Raw genomic sequence first — 16,895 nt, 5'->3', positions numbered from 1 at the left:
GTCTGGACCCCGATGTCGTTCGCCTCCCCGTTGTTCCTGTGGTTCTTCATGCCGGCCACGCTGCTGGCCTCCTGGGCGCTCCCGCGGCGTCACCGCAACGCGGTCGTCGCCGCGGCCAGCCTGCTCTTCTACGCCTGGGGCGCCGGACCGCACACCCTGCTGCTGCTGTCGGCCGTCGTCGTCAACTACGGGGCCGGCATCGGGCTGGACTCGGCGCGGCTGCGGGATCGGCCCCGGGCCCGCCGCGGTGTCCTGCTGGCGACCGTCGGGTGGAATGTGGCGATGCTCGCGGTGTGGAAGTACGCCGGGTTCGCCACCGAGCAGATCGACGCCCTGACCAGCGCGCTGGGGCTGGGCCACAGCCCGATCGTGACCTTGGCGCTGCCGATCGGGATATCGTTCTTCACCTTCCATCACCTGTCCTATGTGGTGGACGTCTATCGCGGCAGCACGCCCGCCCAGCGAAGCCCTGTCCGGTTTGTCACTTATATCGCGATGTTTCCCCAGCTCATCGCGGGGCCGATCGTCCGTTACCACGAGATCGCCGAGCAACTCGGCGATACTGCGCGGGACCGCCTCGGCGACCTCGCCGCGGGCTTCCCCCGCTTCGCCCTGGGCCTGGCCAAGAAGGTGATCGTCGCCGACTCGCTCGCCTCCGTCGCGGACGCCGCGTTCGCGCACGCCGGCGGCCCGATCAACACTCCGACGGCGTGGCTGGGGGCGCTGGCCTATGCCCTGCAGATCTACTTCGACTTCTCCGGCTACTCCGACATGGCCGTCGGCCTGGGCCTGATGTTCGGGTTCCGGCTTCCGGAGAACTTCGCCCGGCCGTACTCGGCGTACTCCATCACCGACTTCTGGCGGCGCTGGCACATGTCGCTGTCCCGCTGGTTCCGTGACTACGTCTACATCCCGCTCGGCGGCAACCGCGGCGGCGCGCCGAAGACCCACCGCAACCTGATGATCATCTTCGTGCTCTGCGGCTTCTGGCACGGCGCCGACTGGACCTTCCTGGTGTGGGGCCTGTACCACGGCGCCCTGCTGGTGGCCGAACGGCTGCTCGGCTGGGATCGCCCGCCCGGCGCCGCCTGGGCCCTGGTGCTGCGCCGGGGCGCCACGCTCCTGCTGGTCGTCGTCGGCTGGGTGTTCTTCCGCGCGGAAAGCATGACCGAGGCATGGGGCATGCTGCGGGCGATGTTCACCTGGCAGCCGGGCGAACTCGATGAGTTCGTCGCATTCGCCGCCAACCACCAGCGGATGGTCGTCTTCGCGCTGGCGCTGACCGTGGTGGCGCTGCCGGCCTCGCCGGCGCTCGGCCCGCTGATCCAGGCCGAGCGGGGACCGGTGGCGGTGCGGCTGGCGCGCGCCGCGGTGACGTGGGCGGCCGCCCCCTACGCGGCGACGCTGGTCGCCGCCGGCACTTTCAGCCCTTTCCTGTACTACCAGTTCTGATGAGGACACCGATGATCGCTGTACGGGCCGAACCGGCGCCATGCGCAGCCGAGGGCCGCGGCGCGTCGGCGCGACGAGCGATGACGATGCTCGCGGCGGCGCTGTTCTTCTGCGGGCCCGCGCTGGCCTTCGCCGCGGGCGTCCGGGCGGTGGAGATCGAGAACCGCAGGCTGCCGGAGTTCCCGGCGTTGTCGCGCGGCTGGGCGGCCCTGCCGGATGTGGAGGCGTGGGCGTCGGCTCACCTGCCACTGCGGCAGCACGCCGTCCGCGCCAACGCCGCCCTGTCGGAACTCCTGTTCCGGGAGGCGCCCTCATACGGCACGGCGGGCGCCCCGGACTATCCGCGGGTGATCGAGGGGCGTGACGGCTGGCTCTACTTCGGTGACGACGTGACCGAGGCGTGCCGGCCGCGCCGGTCCATCACCGAGACTCTGCGACGCCTGCGCCGCCTGGCCGAGATCGTGCGAAGATCCGGCAGGCGGTTCCTGTTCACCGTGGCCCCCGACAAGACCACGGTTCACCCCGGCCGGCTGCCGGAACGCTTCCGGCCAGGCCTGCCTCCGAAAGCGCAAGCAGGAGTTCTGGGCCGCGTTGCGGGCGGCGGACCTGCCCGGCTACCTGGATCTCCGGGACCCGCTGGAGCGGGCGCAGCGGGAGTCCGGCACGCCGGCGTACTGGCGGACCGACAGTCACTGGACCGAGCGCTCCGCCGGTCTGTACGGCACGGAACTGGCCCGAGCCCTCCAGCCCGGCCTGTCCCGAGACACCCGGCTGGTCCGGGCCGGGCAGGCGGCGCGAGACGGCGACCTGGGCGGGCTCCTGGGCATACCCAGCGAGGAGACCGTCGACCGGTGGCGGCTGATCCGAGACGGCGTGCGGCGGGTCCGGCAGGACGACCGCGGACTGCCGGTGTCGTTCCGTACCGTCAACCGTTCGGACCGGGCGCCGCTCTACCAGCCCCGGACCCTCCTCATCGGCGACTCGTTCACGCGCAACTCGCTGCCTTGGGTGCTGCCGTACTTCGCCGATGTCACCTACGTGCGCAGTGACGCGCCCGCCACGGCGGGGCCGGAGCATGTCGCGGAGGCGATCGCCCGGAGTGAGACAGTGGTGTTCGAGATCGTGGAGCGCTATCTCGTCGGCGGGCGCGCCGAGATGCTGGACGACGTCATGCTCGCCGCCCTGGACCGCTCGCAGACGAACCCGGCGCCCTGAGCCGTCAGCGGCGGGCCCGCCTCCCCGATGCCCGCGCCGCCGGTTGGTGTGCCCGCTTCGAGGAACGCGGCACCTAAAGGTCGTTCGTATCCCGAAATCGCATCGACTCGCTGGGTTCGAACTTGTTGCGCCATAGATCAATGAGTTTGAGGGCCAGATCGAGACCCTGCGGCTCCAGCAGGTCGGCGTGCTTGCGCATCAGATACTGGATCAACTCGACACGCGCCGCGTTGCTGTAGCGGTGCACGAGCGAGCCGGGGTGGCGGCGGTAGAAGAACAGCGCCTCGGGAATGACGTCGCCGAGCAGGCCCGCCTTCCGCAACCGGATCTGCAGATCCCAGTCCTCGTACGCGGGCATCTCCTCGTCGTAGCCGCCGACCCGATCCAGGGCCGTACGGCGGTAGAGGCTCGTGCACCGGGCGTCGGTGTGGAGGAACGGCATGAGGCCGGGAACGTTGCCCACCGCGGCGAGGACCCCTCCGAAGAGGCCGAAGTTCCTGGAGTAGCAGGAGACGTACGCCAGGGCGTCGTCATCGGCCAGCGCGCCCAGGGCCTTGCCCGTGAAGGACTCCGCGACCAGGTCATCGGCGTCGAGGGGCACCACCAGGTCGCCGGACGACGCCCGGATGCCGGCGTTGCGCGCTCCGGCCAGTCCCTTGTTCCGCTGCCGCACCTTCGTCACCCCGTCCAGCCCGTCGAACACCCTCCTGGTCCGGTCGTCCGTCGAGCCGTCGTCCACCACCACGATTTCGACGTCGGCGCCGTCGCACCGCGTGGCACGCGCCGACGCCACGGCCTCCCGTACGAACGCCCCCTGGTTGTAGAGCGGGATGACGAACGAGACCCGGTGCCGCCTCGACACGCGACGGGCCCGCGGGGGCCGCTCGCGCAGGGTCGCGTACAGGCGCTCCGCGCTCCGTGCCACCGCCGCGGGCCGGCACCGGCGCAGTGTGCCGTGCCGGGCCGCGCGGGACCACGCCTCCAGTTCCTCCGGCCGGTCCGACCACCGCAGGACGGCATCCGCCAGGGCCCGCGGCGAGGTGTCCGGCACGGTGAGTACGTGCGGGTGCGCCGACGCGCCCCCGCCGACGATCACCGCGCCCCGTGCGGCGGCGGCGTCGAGAAGGTCGGCGGAGGCCCGCGACAGGTCGGGGACGAGCAGGATGGCGGGCTTCGCCAGGATCTCGTCGAGATCGCCGGTGTCCCGCAGGATCGTCGCGGCCGACCGCAGCGACGCCGCGTACGACCTGCCGAAGGGATCCGTCGGAGTGTCGTGACCGGCCACCACGACGGTGAACGAGGCGAGGCGGTCGGCGACGTCGAGAAAGGTCTCGACCCCGCTCGTCCTGCTCAGTTCACCGAGGAAGACGATCCTCCGCACCGGGTCTTCGATCGTGGGCCGCGCCGGGGGATCCGTGGTCAGAGGCGTCGGCCACACTCCCCGGACGCGGTCGCGGGCTCCCCCTCCGAGGGGGCGGGAGATCGCGTCACAGTGACGCAGGACGTAATCCTCGGCGAACGCGCGGATGTCGTCGTGGAAGGTCACGGGCGGCGCGGGCGCCGGCGCCACCGTGAGCCTCGCCACCACGGGCGCCCTGCGCCCGCCGAGCAGCCTCCTCACCCGGACCGCGGTGAAGGACTCCGCGCCCGCCACCGGAGCCTCCAGCACGTCGACCGGATCGTCCAGGCTCGCGAGGGTACGGCTCACGCGGTCGGCGTACTCGTGCACCGGACTCAAGTACCGCCAGTCCGGGTCCGCGGGCAGCGGGGGAACGATGACGACCCCCGCGTCCGCGAGCGACGTCAGGCTCTCCGCGGAGGACTCGGTGATGACGACGACCTGGTGTCCGGCCCCGGCCATGAGCGCCGCCATCCCGCGAACGTACGGGCACGCGCCGCCGGTGGGCTCCGGCCTGAAAGTGCGAAGGGCGTAGGCGAGACGCACGACATCAAAGCATGAAGTACGGCCTCACCCTCAGCAAGGGCATGGGCGTGGGCGTGGGCGTGGGCGAGCTCTCCGGCGTCCCCCGTCACACCCCGGCTCGCGGAGGACTTCGAGGATTGTTACCCACACGTAACTTATTCCCTGGTTACCAGCGGTAACACCACGGGATACCGTCGGGTCACTTTTCCCGCACGCGTACCGGCCGCCATCGACCGGCAAGGACGTGAGGAGACGGCCCGTGAACCACTCCCGCACCCCGCCGCGCACCCCCGCCGTCGCCGCCGTCGCGGCGGCGATGCTCGCCGGGACCGCCCTCGGCCCGACCGCCCCCGCCGCCCACGCGTCCACCGGCCGCACCGGGGACACCGGCTCGCCCGCCGCACCCGTCCGCGCGGCGTCCCCGCGGACGGCCTCCGGCGCGACCGCGCCGTCCATCCGGTTCGTCACCGTCTCCGGGCAGGGCGGCACGAAGCTCGCGGCCAACGTCGTCACCCCCGGCGGCCGGGCCGGCGGGCGCCGTCATCCCCTCATCGTCCTGCCCACCAGCTGGTCCGTGCCGCAGGTCGAATATCTCGCCCAGGCGCAGAAGCTGGCCGCCGAGGGCTACGTCGTGGTGACCTACAACTCGCGCGGCTTCTGGCAGTCCGGCGGGAAGATCGAGGTCGCCGGTCCCCGGGACGTCGCCGACGCCTCCAAGGTCATCGACTGGGCGCTGCGGCACACGCCCTCCGATCCCCGCAGGGTCGGCATGGCCGGCATCTCCTACGGCGCGGGCATCAGTCTGCTCACCTCGGCCTTCGACCGCCGGGTCAGGGCCGTCGTCGCGATGAGCGGCTGGGCGGATCTCGTCGACTCCATCTACAGCGGCCGGACCCAGCACTCCCAGGCCTCGGCCCTCCTCGTCGGCAGCGGATTCATCACCGGCCGCCCCGGCGCGGATCTCCAGCGGTACATGAAGGCCTTCTTCACCTCGGACCTGAGCAAGGAGTCCGAGATGATCGCGTGGGGGCGGAAGCGCTCCGCCGGCTCCTACGTGTCCAGGATCAACGCCAACGGCCCCGCGATCATGCTGGGCAACGCCTGGGGCGATTCGATCTTCCCGCCCAACCAGTACGCCGCCTTCTACGACAGGCTCACCGTCCCCAAACGCCTGGAGTTCCGCCCCGGCGACCACGCCACCCCCGAGGCCACCGGCCTGCTGGGACTGCCGAACGACGTCTGGCGGAACTGCCGCCGCTGGCTCGGCCACCACCTCAAGGGCGAGGACAACGGCATCGACCGGGAGCGGCCCGTACGGCTGACGCCGCGCACCGGCGGCCGCGCCGAGGGGTACCCCAGCTGGAAGGCCGTTCCCTCCACCACCGCGAAGGTCTCGCTCACCGGAACCCGCCGGATCTCCGCCAACACCGACTCCGGCGCGAACGGCGGGCTGATCTTCCTCTCCAGCGCCCTCGACCAGCTCGCCAAGGCCCCGCCGGAGACGGTGGTCCCCCTGCTGCCGCGCGCCCACGCCGCCGTCTGGCAGTCGCGGCCGTACGCGAGCAGGCAGCGCGTGCGCGGCACGGTCACGCTGCGCACCACGGTGACGAGCACCCGGGCCCGCGGCACCGTCATCGCCCACCTGTACGACGTCGGCCCGCTCGGCAGGGGCAAGCTGATCACGCACGCGCCGTTCACCTTCGACGGCGAGCGCCCCGGCAGGCCCTTCCCCCTCAGCCTGGAGCTGTTCTCCACGGCCTACGACGTCCCGGCCGGCCACCGGCTGGCCCTGGTCGTCGACACCGTCGACTCGCTCTACATCGAGCACAACCCGGACGGGGCCGAGCTCACCTTCTCCTCCCCCGCCGGGAACCCCTCGTACGTCTCGATCCCCCTGCGCGGCTGAGTCGTGTCCGGCGCCCCCTGAGACCCCGGCGGGCTCAGGGAACCCGGCGAATCCGGCGGCCTCCGCGCCGGACCGCGGTGACCCGCCGCGCCCCGTTGCGCTCAGTTCCCCTGTTCCGCTGCCGATGTGACTCATTGTCGGTGACGCGTGACAGAAGGAGACGGTGAAACCGTGCTACTGGTGGTTCCGCTGTTCGGCCTGGCCGCCATGGTGGCCGCCTCCGTGACCGTCATGGGCTGGAACCGGCGGCGCCAGGCCCCGCTGTTCGCAGTGCTGTCGTTCTTCTCCGCGGGCGTCGCGCTGTGGGCGGCCTCGGATGTGATCGCCTTCCTGACCGACGACCCCGGCAAGGCGCTGCTGTGGGGCAGCATCCTGCTCCCGGCGGAGTGCGTCGTCGTCGCCGGGTTCTACGCCCTGGCGGCGACGGTGGCGGACCGCGCCTGGCGGGTCTCGTGGCGCACGGTGACGCCGCTCCTGATCGAGCCCGCGATCCTGGTCGCCCTGCTCGCCACCAACCCGTGGCACCGGTTGCTCATCCCCGACGTCCTGCGGGCGGCCTGGCAGGGCGAGCTCATCCTCCAGATCGGGCCGCTCTACTGGTTGCACGTCGTCTACGGCTACGTCGTGGTCGTCCTGGCCCTGGTCCGGGTGGCCCGGGCCCGGCGCCGGGTCCCGCGCGAGCAGCGCTGGATCTACAGCTGGACGCTCGGCACCGTACTGCCGCCGATGCTGATCAACCTGGTCGGTCTCCCGCTGGAGAACCAGTACTCGGACATGACCTCCGTGGGGTTCGCGATCACAGTGATCATCGCCTACCGGATGGTGGCGCACCCGACCCTGCCCGAGCAGATCCCGGTGGCGCGGCAGCAGGTGTTCGACACGCTCTCCGACGCGGTCATCGTGACCGACCAGGGCGGCCGGGTCCTGGACCACAATCCCGCGGCCCGCCGGCTGGTGGAGCGGATCCGCCCGGCCGCGGCGCTCCCGCCCGACGGGCCGCCCGCCCTCCTCTCCCCGCCCCGGAACGCCCTTCCCGGGCCGCAGTCCCCCCTCTCCGGGCCGCAGCCCTCCTTCACCGGACCTCACTCCCCCCTCACCGGATCGTCCATCACCGAGACGCTCGGCGCGGATCTGCCGCTGCGCGAGGAGGCCCAGACGGAGCAGCTCCTGATCGACGTGGGCGGCAGCGGTCTCGACCTGCACCTGCGGATCAGCCCGCTGCACGACCGCAAGGGCGGCTGCATCGGCTGGGCCCTGGCGGCCCACGACGTCACCGAGGCCAACCGGCTCCGCCGGGAGGTCGAGGAGGCCAACGCGCTCCTGCGCGAGCAGGTGCTCCGGGACGCGCTGACCGGCCTGTACAACCGCCGCCACCTGATGGACACGCTGCCGGAGCGGATCGACGAGGCCGTCGCCTCCGGCGCCCCGCTGAGCCTGGCCGTCGTCGACGTCGACCACTTCAAGAAGGTCAACGACACCTACGGCCACGCCGCGGGCGACGCCGTCCTGATCCGCGTCGCCCAGGTCCTGGCCACCGCCGTCCGGCACGATGACCTCGTCGCCCGCATGGGCGGGGAGGAGTTCGTGGTCGTCATGCCCGGTCTGAGCGCCGAGGCGGCCCGTAACCGCCTGGACGGGATCCGCGAGGCGGTGGCGAAGACCCGGACCCGGGCCGGTGAGCAGCGGCTCTCGGTGACCATCAGCATCGGCGTCGCGACCTTCCCCGCCGTCCGGACCGCGACCGGGCTGATCGACGCCGCCGACGAGGCTCTGTACGCCGCCAAGGAACTGGGCCGCAACCGCGTCGAGCAGGCCGCGGCCTCCGCCCCGGGCGCCTCCGTCATCCCGCTCCGGGCGGACGGGCGCCACACGGCGTGACCCGCGCCCCGGACATCGGACACCGGTGACGCCGCGCTTGGGCGGCGCCGGATACCCGGCGATGACAAATATCGGCGGCGACAAATATGGATGACGCCAAGCATCGGCGACGCGAGCACCCTTGGACACCCTCGCTGCCGGACACCCGCGACGCCAGACGGCCTCGCTGCCGGGCGCCTTCCCGACCGGACGCCGGTGGCGTCAGATGCCGGTGGGCGTCATCGGCTGCATGAGGCGGCGGGCGGCCTCGGTGACGGAGCCCGACAGGGACGGGTAGACCGCGAAGGTGTGGGCGAGCTGGTCCACGGTGAGACGCTGCTGCACGGCCACCGAGACCGCCAGGATCAGCTCGGAGGCGCGCGGGGCGACCACGACGCCGCCCAGGATGATGCCGGTGTGCGGGCGGCAGAACAGCTTCACGAAGCCGTCGTGGAAGCCCTGCATCTTCGCGCGGGCGTTCGTGGCGAGCGGGAGCTTGACCACGTTGGCGTCGATCTCCCCGGACTCGATCGCCTTCTGCGCGATGCCCACGGCGGCGATCTCGGGGTCGGTGAAGATGTTGGAGGCGACGGTGGCCAGCCGGAGCGGCTGCACGGCCTCGCCCAGGGCGTGCCAGACGGCGATGCGACCCTGCATGGCGGCGACCGAGGCGAGCATCAGCACGCCGGTGCAGTCGCCGGCGGCGTAGACGCCGGGCGCGGAGGTGCGGGAGACCTTGTCCACCTGGATGAACCCGCCCCGGTCCAGGGTGACCCCGGCCTCCTCCAGGCCGATCCCGGCGGTGTTGGGGACCATGCCGACGGTCATCAGGCAGTGGCTGCCCTCGGCGGTCCGGCCGTCCTCCAGGGTGACGACCACGCCGTCGGGGGTGCGCTTGACCGACTCGGCGCGGGAGCGGCCCATGACGTTCATCCCGCGGCGCCGGTAGACCTCCTCCAGGACCTCGGCGGCGTCGGCGTCCTCGTTCGGCATCATCCGGTCGCGCGAGGAGACCAGGGTGACCTCGGAGCCGAGCGAGCGGTAGGCGCCGGCGAACTCCGCGCCGGTGACGCCGGAGCCGACCACGATGAGGTGCTCGGGCAGCTCCTCCAGGTCGTACATCTGCCGCCAGGTGAGGATGCGCTCCCCGTCGGGCTCGGCGGTGGGCAGGATGCGGGGGGTCGCGCCGGTGGCCACGATGACCACGTCGGCCCGGATCGTCCGGTCGCCCGCCCGGACGACCTGCGGGTCCACCAGGCGCCCGGGAGCCCGGACCACCTCGACGCCCTCGGCGGCCAGCCGCGCCGCGATGTCGGCGGACTGCGCCTGGGCCAGCTCCTTGACGCGGCGGTTCACCAGCGGCATGTCCGCGATGGGGGTGCCGACGTCGCCGTCGGGACCCCCGGAGTAGTGCACGCCCAGGGTGGCCGCGTCGAGCAGCGCCTGCTTGCGCACGGAGGTCGCGATCAGAGTCTTGGAGGGCACGCAGTCGGTCAGCACGCAGGCCCCGCCGGGGCCGTCCTGCTCGACCACGGTGACCTGTGCTCCGAGTTGCGCGGCCACCAGCGCCGCCTCGTATCCGCCGGGCCCGCCACCGATGATCACGATCCTTGTCACGTACCCCATTGTCCCGCATCCCCGGAGCGGCCCGCCGCCAGGTCCCGTGGAACACGCCCGCGATCTCCGGCCGACGGGTGAGTTTCCGGGTGATCGTGGATTAGGCTTGGATGCCGTGCCTGTCTACGCCGCCTACGGCAGCAACATGGACCCCAAGCAGATGGCCCAGCGGGCCCCGCACTCCCCCATGCGGGGGACGGGATGGCTCCAGGGCTGGCGCCTGACGTTCGGCGGGGACGACCTCGCCTGGGGAGGCGCGCTCGCCACCATCGTCGAAGATCCCGCCGAGGAGGTCTTCGTCGTCCTCTACGACGTCCCCGAGTGGGACGAGACCTCCCTGGACGAGTGGGAGGCCGCCATGCGCGGGGTCTACCACAAGGTGCGGCTCCGGGTTCAGACCCTGGACGGCGAGATCGTGGCCTGGTTCTACGTGCTCGACGGCTACGAGGGCGGCCTGCCCTCGGCGCGCTACCTCGGCACCCTGGCCGACGCCGCCGAGACCGCCGGGGCCCCCGACGACTACGTCAAGGCCCTGCGCATCCGCCCCTGCACCTCCCTCGGCGGCCAGGGCCTGGACTAGCGCCGGGCCCCGCCCCGGGCGGAGATCCGGGCCGGGGCGCGGGTCGAACCCACGTCAGGGCCTGTCCCTGGCGTGATCCGCGGAACCCGGCGAGTACGCTCGGTGAGATGACCAATGACCCTTACGCACTCGCCACGGACGCCGCGGTCGCGCTCAAGGGCGCGACCGGGGTCGACTCCTTCGACGTCGCGCTGGTGATGGGGTCGGGCTGGGTCCCGGCCGCCGACGCGCTCGGCGAGACCGTCGCCGAGATCCCGGTGACCGACCTGCCCGGTTTCACGCCCGCCGCCGTGGCCGGCCACGCGGGCCGGATCCGCGTCGTGCGGACCGAGTCCGGCAAGAACGCGCTGATCTTCCTCGGCCGCACCCACCTCTACGAGGGGCGCGGGGTCGATCCGGTCGTGCACGGGGTGCGAACCGCGATCAAGGCGGGGGTGGGCACGGTCGTGCTGACCAACGCCGCCGGCGGCCTGCGCCCGGAGACCCAGAAGGTCGGCGAGGCGATCCTGATCAGCGACCACATCAACCTGACCGGCGCCAGCCCGATCACCGGGGCCACCTTCATCGACCTCACCGAGGTCTACTCCCGGCGGCTGCGCACCCTGGTCCGCGAGGTGGAGCCCGCCATGGCCGAGGGCGTCTACATCGCCTTCCGCGGCCCGACCTACGAGACTCCGGCCGAGATCCAGATGTGCCGGACCATCGGCGGCGACATGGTCGGCATGTCCACCGTGCTGGAGGCCATCGCGGCCCGCGAGGGCGGCGCCGAGGTGCTCGGCATCTCCCTGGTCACCAACCCGGGGGCCGGCCTGGTCGGCGAGCCGCTGAACCACCAGGAGGTGCTGGAGGTGGGCCGCGCCACGGCCACCCGCATGGGCGCCCTCCTCGCCCAGGTCGTCAACAAGCTGTAGCCGGAGCGATCATGAGCAGCGATCTCGTACGGCTCGCGCGAGCCTGGCTGGAGCAGGACCCCGACCCCGAGACACGGGGCGAGCTGGAGACACTTCTGTCCGCCGGCGACGAGGCGGCGCTGCGCGACAGGTTCCGGGCCAAGCTGGAGTTCGGCACGGCCGGGCTCCGCGGCGAGCTCGGCGCGGGCCCCAACCGGATGAACCGGGTCACCGTCATGCGCGCCGCCGCCGGCCTGGCCGCGGTCCTCGGCCCCGGGCGGCACGTCGTGATCGGCTACGACGCCCGGCACAACTCCGACGTCTTCGCCCGCGACACCGCCGCCGTCCTCACCGGCGCGGGGCTGCGCGCCTCGGTGCTGCCCGCGCCGCTGCCCACCCCCGTGCTCGCCTTCGCCGTCCGCCACCTGGGCGCGGACGCGGGCGTGACCGTCACCGCCAGCCACAACCCGCCCCGCGACAACGGCTACAAGGTCTACTGGGGCGACGGCTCCCAGATCGTGCCGCCGATCGACGTGGAGATCTCCGCGGCCATCGACGCCGTCGGCCCGGTCTCCGAGCTGCCCCTCGGCTCGCCGGACGACCCGGCCTGGACCGAGCTGGGCGAGGAGATCACGGCGGCCTACCTGGAGGCGGTGACCGCCCTCCCGCTCGGCGACGCCCGCGATCTGAAGGTGGCCTACACGCCGCTGCACGGCGTCGGCGGGGCCACGCTGGCCGCCGCCTTCCGCGCCGCCGGATTCGACGCCCCCGCGGTCGTCGAGTCCCAGGCCGACCCGGATCCGGACTTCCCGACCGTCGCCTTCCCCAACCCCGAGGAGCCCGGCGCGATGGACCTCGCGCTGGAGCTGGCCGGGCGGATCGGCGCGGACCTGGTGCTGGCCAACGACCCGGACGCCGACCGCTGCGCGGTGGGCGTCCCGCTGCCCGGGGGCGGCCACCGGATGCTCACCGGTGACGAGGTCGGCGCGCTGCTGGGCGAGCACGTGATCCGGAGCACCACCGGCGAGCGCCTGGTGGCCACCACCATCGTCTCGTCGTCCCTGCTCGGCAAGATCGCCGCGGAGTACGGCGTGCGCTACGCCGAGACCCTCACCGGCTTCAAGTGGATCATGAAGGCGGGTTCCGGGCCGGACGGGCCCGGCGACGCCGGGGACCGCCTGCTCTACGGGTACGAGGAGGCGCTGGGCTACAGCGTCGGCTCGGAGGCGGGCCTGCCCGTCCACGACAAGGACGGCATCGGCGCGGCCCTGACCGTCGCCGGCATCGCGGCCCGGGCCAGGCGCGACGGCCGCACCCTGCTCGACCTCCTCGACGACCAGGCCCGCCGGTACGGCCTGCACGCCACCTCCCAGCTCTCGGCCCGGGTGAGCGACCTCTCCCTGATCGCCGGCGCCATGGCCCGCCTGCGCGCCGCCCCGCCCACGGAGCTGGGCGGGCGGAAGGTCGAGTCGGTGGAGGACCTGAGCCTCGGGACGGGAGGGCTGCCGCCCACCGAGGGTCTGCGGTACCTGCTGTCCGGCGGCGCCCGCGTCGTGGTCCGGCCCTCGGGCACCGAGCCCAAGCTCAAGTGCTATCTGGAGGTCGTGGTCCCGGTGACGGGCGAGGTCGCCGACGCGCGGGCGCGGGCCGTACAGGACCTGAAGGCCCTGAAGCGGGACCTGGCGGCCGCACTGGACCTCCCGGGCGCCTAGCCTCAGCGGCCCCGGTGCGGCCGTTGAAGGGCCCCCCGGAGCGTTCGGAGGGCCCGGCGGCCGCGCCGGACCCTCCGGCACGCAGGACGCCCGGTGACCGCGCCGGGCCGCGCATGCCGGAGTGCCCGGTGACCGCGCCGGGCCTGTGGGAACGGCCTCCCGGCGGGCGAATCCGTCCGCCGGGGCCGCTCTCCGCGCCTCTCCGGGCGGCTCGTGCCGGAGAGGCTCGCCCCGGATTGTCCCAAGAATGGGAGAACCGCGACCGATGGTTTCATCCGTGATGGTCTCCCGCCTGAGAGTCTCATGGATGAGACTCTTGGAGAGCAATGGACCGGTTCCTGGAAAGGGCTTCTGAGCTGGCAAAACTCCAGCGGGCGCTGGACCGGGTGGAGTCGGGCGGGCGGGGCGGGCGGCCGGGCCGGGCCGTCCTGCTGCGGGGCCGCCGCCGCGTCGGCAAGTCCAGGCTGGTGGAGGAGTTCGTCAGGCGCGCGGACGTGCCCCACCTGTTCCACTGCGCCGCCCCCGGGCCGCGGGCCCGCCAGCTCCGCGAGCTGCTGGCGGCGGGCGCCGCCTCAGGACTGCCCGGCGGACCGTCCCTGGCCGGGCGGACGGCCGGCTCGTGGGAGGAGGCGCTGCGGCTCGTGGCGGAGGCGGTCCCCCAGGACTCCCCCGGCGTCATCGTCGTGGACGAGTTCCCCCACCTGCTCGCGAGCGACCCGGACCTCGAAGGCGTCCTGCAGCTGATGTTCGCCCGGGAGCTGTCCCGCCGTCCCGTGCTGCTGATCCTCGTCGGCTCGGACTCGGCGGCGATGGAAGCGATCAACCAGCCCGGCCGGCCCTTCTACATGCGCGCCGCCGAGATGGTGCTCCATCCCCTCACGCCCGCCGACCTGGCCGCGACCCTGGAGCTGCCCGCCGCCGAGGCGGTCGACGCCCACCTGGTCTCCGGCGGCCTGCCGATGATCTGCGCGCGGTGGCCCCGGGGGCTCGCCGTCCGGGACTGTCTCCGCCCGGCCTTGACCGACCCGGCGTCCGCGCTGGTGGTGACCGGCGAACGCGCCCTCGCCGCCGAGCTGGCGCCGGACGCGCAGGCCCGGACCGTCCTGGAGGCCGTAGGCGCGGGAGCGCGCACCCACTCCGCGATCGGCCGCGCCGTGCCCGAGGTGCCCAGGGCCTCGCTCAACCGCGCGCTGCAGTCCCTGGTGGACCGGCGCCTGCTCGCCGCCGAGCTGCCGCTGTCCGTCCGGCCCTCGCGCGAGACCCGCTACCGGCTGGCGGACACGCACCTGCGGTTCTGGCTCGCCTTCGTCGGCCCCTGGCTCCCGGAGATCGAACGGGGCCGGGGCGACCTGACCCTGGCCCGGGTGCTCCGGTCGTGGGACGCGTGGCGGAGCGCCGCCGTGGTGCCCCTGGTCCGGGAGTCGCTGCGGCGGATGGACGGGCTGCCGCGCGGGACCGGGGCGGTCGGCGGCTACTGGACCCGCACCGGCGATCCGGAGATCGACATCGTCGGGACGGACCGCGAGCCGGTCGGCCGGAGGATCACGACGGCCGGCGCGGTGGTGTGGCGGGAGGACCGGCCGTTCAGCCGGCGCGACCTGGACGAGCTGATCGTCCGCAGGTCCAGGCTGCCGGGCGCCGACGCGGGCGTCCCGCTGCTGGCCGTCTCCCGGAGCGGTTCGGCGACCTCGGAGGTCACCCTGGTGACCCCCGAGGACCTGGTCGGGGCCTGGCGCCCCGGGGAGACCGACGGGACCTGACCCCCGGGACGGCCGACGGACCCGGCCTCCCCGGAAGGCCGACGGACCCGGCCTCCCCGGAGGGGCCGGGGGCCTGATGTTCCCGGGAGGCCGGCGGGGGCGCTCAGGCGACGATGAGGGCCGCCACCACCAGGGCGAGCGCGACGCCGAAGGTGGCCAGGGCGCTCGGAGCCCAGGTGACCCGCATGGCGTCCGGCCGCGCGGCCCCGGAACCGGGCACCGCGCCGGACGCGGCCTCGGCGGTCTCCGGCTCGTCCCCCGCCCGGGACTCGCGTCCCGGCCGGGCGGCGGTCGCGGCGCGCCTGGCGGCCTCGGCCCGCTCGGTGATCTGCTCGGCCACCCAGTCGGCGTGGGTCTTGCCCGCCAGGGCCTCGGCCGCGGCCTGCTCCGCCGCGGTCCGGGCGGGCTCGGTGGCCAGCCCGCGACCGCGCGCGGAGGCGGGCCGCTGCGCGCGCCGCGTGGCCGACGCCCGCTCCCTGGAGGAGGTCTGCGGCGTCCAGCAGCGCACGACGCGACCGCCGGAGGAGATCGCGATCGCGTGGGAGACCGTCACGTCGTCCACCCCGGTCCAGGGCACGAAGGCGTTCCTGAACGGGTTGCGGACCAGCACGCCCTCCTCGGTGAACAGGATCGCGGGGCGCAGGCAGGTGATGACGACCAGCGCCGTCAGCACTCCCAGGACCGCCCCCGCGACCAGCGACGACGGCCCGCTGTAGCGGACGACCAGGTCGACTGCGCTGAAGGCGGCGAACACCATCCACACCCAGCCGAGGACCACCGCGAACTTCGACCGGAAGACCTGCTTCACCGGAGCCGTCCCATCCGCCGGGACGTCCGCCGCGGCCCGTCCGGCCCGGGCCGCGCGGCCCCGCTCATCCGTGCCATTTCAGCTGCGCGAAGCCCGGCTTGATGACCCCGTTGATGAGCGCCAGCCGCTCGTCGAACGGGAGGAACGCCGACTTCATCGCGTTGATGGTGAACCACTGCATGTCGTCCCAGCTGTAGCCGAACGCCTCCGAGAGCTTGGCGAACTCCTCCGAGACCGTGGTGCCGCTCATCAGGCGGTTGTCGGTGTTGACCGTCACCCGGAAGTTCAGGCGGCGCAGCAGGCCGATCGGGTGCTCGGCGATGGACGGCGCCGCACCGGTCTGCAGGTTGGACGTCGGGCACATCTCCAGGGGGATGCGCTTGTCCCGGACGTACGCCGCCAGGCGGCCGAGCTTGGCCTCGCCGTCCGCGGGCACCGTGATGTCGTCGATGATCCGGACGCCGTGGCCGAGCCGGTCGGCGCCGCACCACTGGATCGCCTGCCAGATCGACGGCAGTCCGAACGCCTCGCCGGCGTGGATGGTGAAGTGGGCGTTCTCCCGCTGGAGGTATTCGAAGGCGTCCAGGTGGCGCGTGGGCGGGTAGCCCGCCTCCGCTCCGGCGATGTCGAACCCGGCCACGCCGACGTCGCGGTAGCGGACCGCGAGCTCGGCGATCTCCATGGACCTGGCCTGGTGGCGCATGGCCGTCAGCAGGGTGCCCACCCGGATGCCCCGGCCCTCCGATCCGATCCTGAACCCCTCCAGGACGGCCTCGATGACCTCCTCCAGGCTCAGTCCGGCGGACGTGTGCTGCTCGGGGGCGTAGCGCACCTCGGCGTAGACGACGCCGTCGGCCGCCAGGTCCTCGGCGCACTCGGCGGCGACCCGGACCAGCGACTCGCGCGTCTGCATGACGCCGACCGTGTGGTCGAAGGTCTCCAGGTAGCGCTCCAGCGAGCCGGAGTCGGACGCCTCCTGGAACCAGGTCCGCAGGGCTCCGGGGTCCGTCGTGGGCAGCTTGTCGTAGCCGGTCTCACGGGCCAGGTCGACGATGGTCTCGGGCCGCAGACCACCGTCAAGGTGATCGTGGAGCAAGACCTTCGGAGCCCGGCGGATCTCCTCGAGAGTGGGTAGCTGACTCATTTCGTAATCCTACTGCTCCGGGCTGATCAG

General features: G+C 73.1%; 11 protein-coding genes and 2 pseudogenes. 9 read left to right on the top strand and 4 right to left on the bottom strand.

Annotation, left to right across the window (positions count from 1 at the left end):
• Positions 1-12 precede the first annotated feature (12 nt).
• The 3 genes and pseudogenes from Plo01_RS03970 to Plo01_RS39970 all read left to right on the top strand — a co-directional run.
• The gene (locus Plo01_RS03970; RefSeq protein ID WP_203889101.1) at positions 13-1,452 is read left to right on the top strand and encodes an MBOAT family O-acyltransferase; all 1,440 of its coding nucleotides are present in this window, start codon (positions 13-15) and stop codon (positions 1,450-1,452) included.
• A pseudogene (locus tag Plo01_RS41265) lies at positions 1,452-2,003 on the top strand (alginate O-acetyltransferase AlgX-related protein); the annotation flags it as partial. The gene Plo01_RS03970 and the pseudogene Plo01_RS41265, both read left to right, overlap by 1 nt.
• A 25-nt stretch (positions 2,004-2,028) precedes the next feature.
• Positions 2,029-2,667 (top strand): annotated as a pseudogene (locus tag Plo01_RS39970) (alginate O-acetyltransferase AlgX-related protein); the annotation flags it as partial.
• Between the two features lie 73 nt (positions 2,668-2,740).
• Here Plo01_RS39970 and Plo01_RS03955 read toward each other — a convergent pair.
• A complete protein-coding gene (locus tag Plo01_RS03955; RefSeq protein ID WP_203889098.1) occupies positions 2,741-4,540 on the bottom strand; it encodes a glycosyltransferase in 1,800 nt (599 codons plus the stop codon).
• A gap of 310 nt (positions 4,541-4,850) precedes the next feature.
• On the opposite strand from Plo01_RS03955, the gene Plo01_RS03950 reads away from it, so the two are divergent.
• Both Plo01_RS03950 and Plo01_RS03945 read left to right on the top strand, forming a co-directional pair.
• A complete protein-coding gene (locus Plo01_RS03950; protein ID WP_203889097.1) occupies positions 4,851-6,497 on the top strand; it encodes an alpha/beta fold hydrolase in 1,647 nt (548 codons plus the stop codon).
• 171 nt (positions 6,498-6,668) lie between these two features.
• A complete protein-coding gene (locus Plo01_RS03945) occupies positions 6,669-8,375 on the top strand; it encodes a histidine kinase N-terminal 7TM domain-containing diguanylate cyclase (RefSeq protein WP_203889096.1) in 1,707 nt (568 codons plus the stop codon).
• Positions 8,376-8,576: 201 nt separating this feature from the next.
• On the opposite strand, the gene Plo01_RS03940 is transcribed toward Plo01_RS03945, so the two are convergent.
• Positions 8,577-9,971 carry an NAD(P)H-quinone dehydrogenase gene (locus tag Plo01_RS03940; protein ID WP_203889095.1) on the bottom strand — a complete coding sequence of 465 codons (1,395 nt, stop codon included), beginning with the start codon at positions 9,969-9,971 and terminating at the stop codon, positions 8,577-8,579.
• Positions 9,972-10,086: 115 nt separating this feature from the next.
• On the opposite strand from Plo01_RS03940, the gene Plo01_RS03935 reads away from it, so the two are divergent.
• From Plo01_RS03935 to Plo01_RS03920, 4 genes are all read left to right on the top strand, one after another.
• Complete coding sequence (locus tag Plo01_RS03935) at positions 10,087-10,551, top strand: gamma-glutamylcyclotransferase family protein (protein WP_203889133.1); 465 nt, start codon at positions 10,087-10,089, stop codon at positions 10,549-10,551.
• Positions 10,552-10,658: 107 nt separating this feature from the next.
• Positions 10,659-11,462 carry a purine-nucleoside phosphorylase gene (locus Plo01_RS03930; RefSeq protein ID WP_203889094.1) on the top strand — a complete coding sequence of 268 codons (804 nt, stop codon included), beginning with the start codon at positions 10,659-10,661 and terminating at the stop codon, positions 11,460-11,462.
• Positions 11,463-11,473: 11 nt separating this feature from the next.
• Positions 11,474-13,153, top strand: a complete 1,680-nt coding sequence (locus Plo01_RS03925) for a phospho-sugar mutase (protein WP_203889093.1) — start codon at positions 11,474-11,476, stop codon at positions 13,151-13,153.
• A gap of 326 nt (positions 13,154-13,479) precedes the next feature.
• On the top strand, positions 13,480-14,913 hold the full coding sequence (locus tag Plo01_RS03920; protein ID WP_203889092.1) for an ATP-binding protein: 1,434 nt from the start codon (positions 13,480-13,482) through the stop codon (positions 14,911-14,913).
• Positions 14,914-15,016: 103 nt separating this feature from the next.
• Here Plo01_RS03920 and Plo01_RS03915 read toward each other — a convergent pair whose 3' ends face one another.
• Together Plo01_RS03915 and Plo01_RS03910 are read right to left on the bottom strand one after the other, a co-directional pair.
• The gene (locus Plo01_RS03915; protein ID WP_203889091.1) at positions 15,017-15,721 is read right to left on the bottom strand and encodes a PH domain-containing protein; all 705 of its coding nucleotides are present in this window, start codon (positions 15,719-15,721) and stop codon (positions 15,017-15,019) included.
• 64 nt (positions 15,722-15,785) lie between these two features.
• On the bottom strand, positions 15,786-16,865 hold the full coding sequence (locus Plo01_RS03910) for an adenosine deaminase (RefSeq protein WP_203889090.1): 1,080 nt from the start codon (positions 16,863-16,865) through the stop codon (positions 15,786-15,788).
• Positions 16,866-16,895 lie beyond the last annotated feature (30 nt).

Source organism: Planobispora longispora (genome assembly GCF_016863135.1).
Classification (GTDB): Bacteria; Actinomycetota; Actinomycetes; order Streptosporangiales; family Streptosporangiaceae; genus Planobispora; species Planobispora longispora.
This window is presented reverse-complemented; position numbering and strand designations above follow the sequence as displayed.

Bases quoted from the DNA above. Each gene is read 5' to 3' on its own strand.
- Plo01_RS03930 (WP_203889094.1), top strand. From the start codon at position 10,659: ATGACCAATGACCCTTACGCACTCGCCACGGACGCCGCGGTCGCGCTC.
- Plo01_RS03925 (WP_203889093.1), top strand. From the start codon at position 11,474: ATGAGCAGCGATCTCGTACGGCTCGCGCGAGCCTGGCTGGAGCAGGAC.
- Plo01_RS03910 (WP_203889090.1), bottom strand. From the start codon at position 16,865: ATGAGTCAGCTACCCACTCTCGAGGAGATCCGCCGGGCTCCGAAGGTC.
- Plo01_RS03970 (WP_203889101.1), top strand. From the start codon at position 13: ATGTCGTTCGCCTCCCCGTTGTTCCTGTGGTTCTTCATGCCGGCCACG.
- Plo01_RS03955 (WP_203889098.1), bottom strand. From the start codon at position 4,540: ATGGCGGCGCTCATGGCCGGGGCCGGACACCAGGTCGTCGTCATCACC.
- Plo01_RS03920 (WP_203889092.1), top strand. From the start codon at position 13,480: ATGGACCGGTTCCTGGAAAGGGCTTCTGAGCTGGCAAAACTCCAGCGG.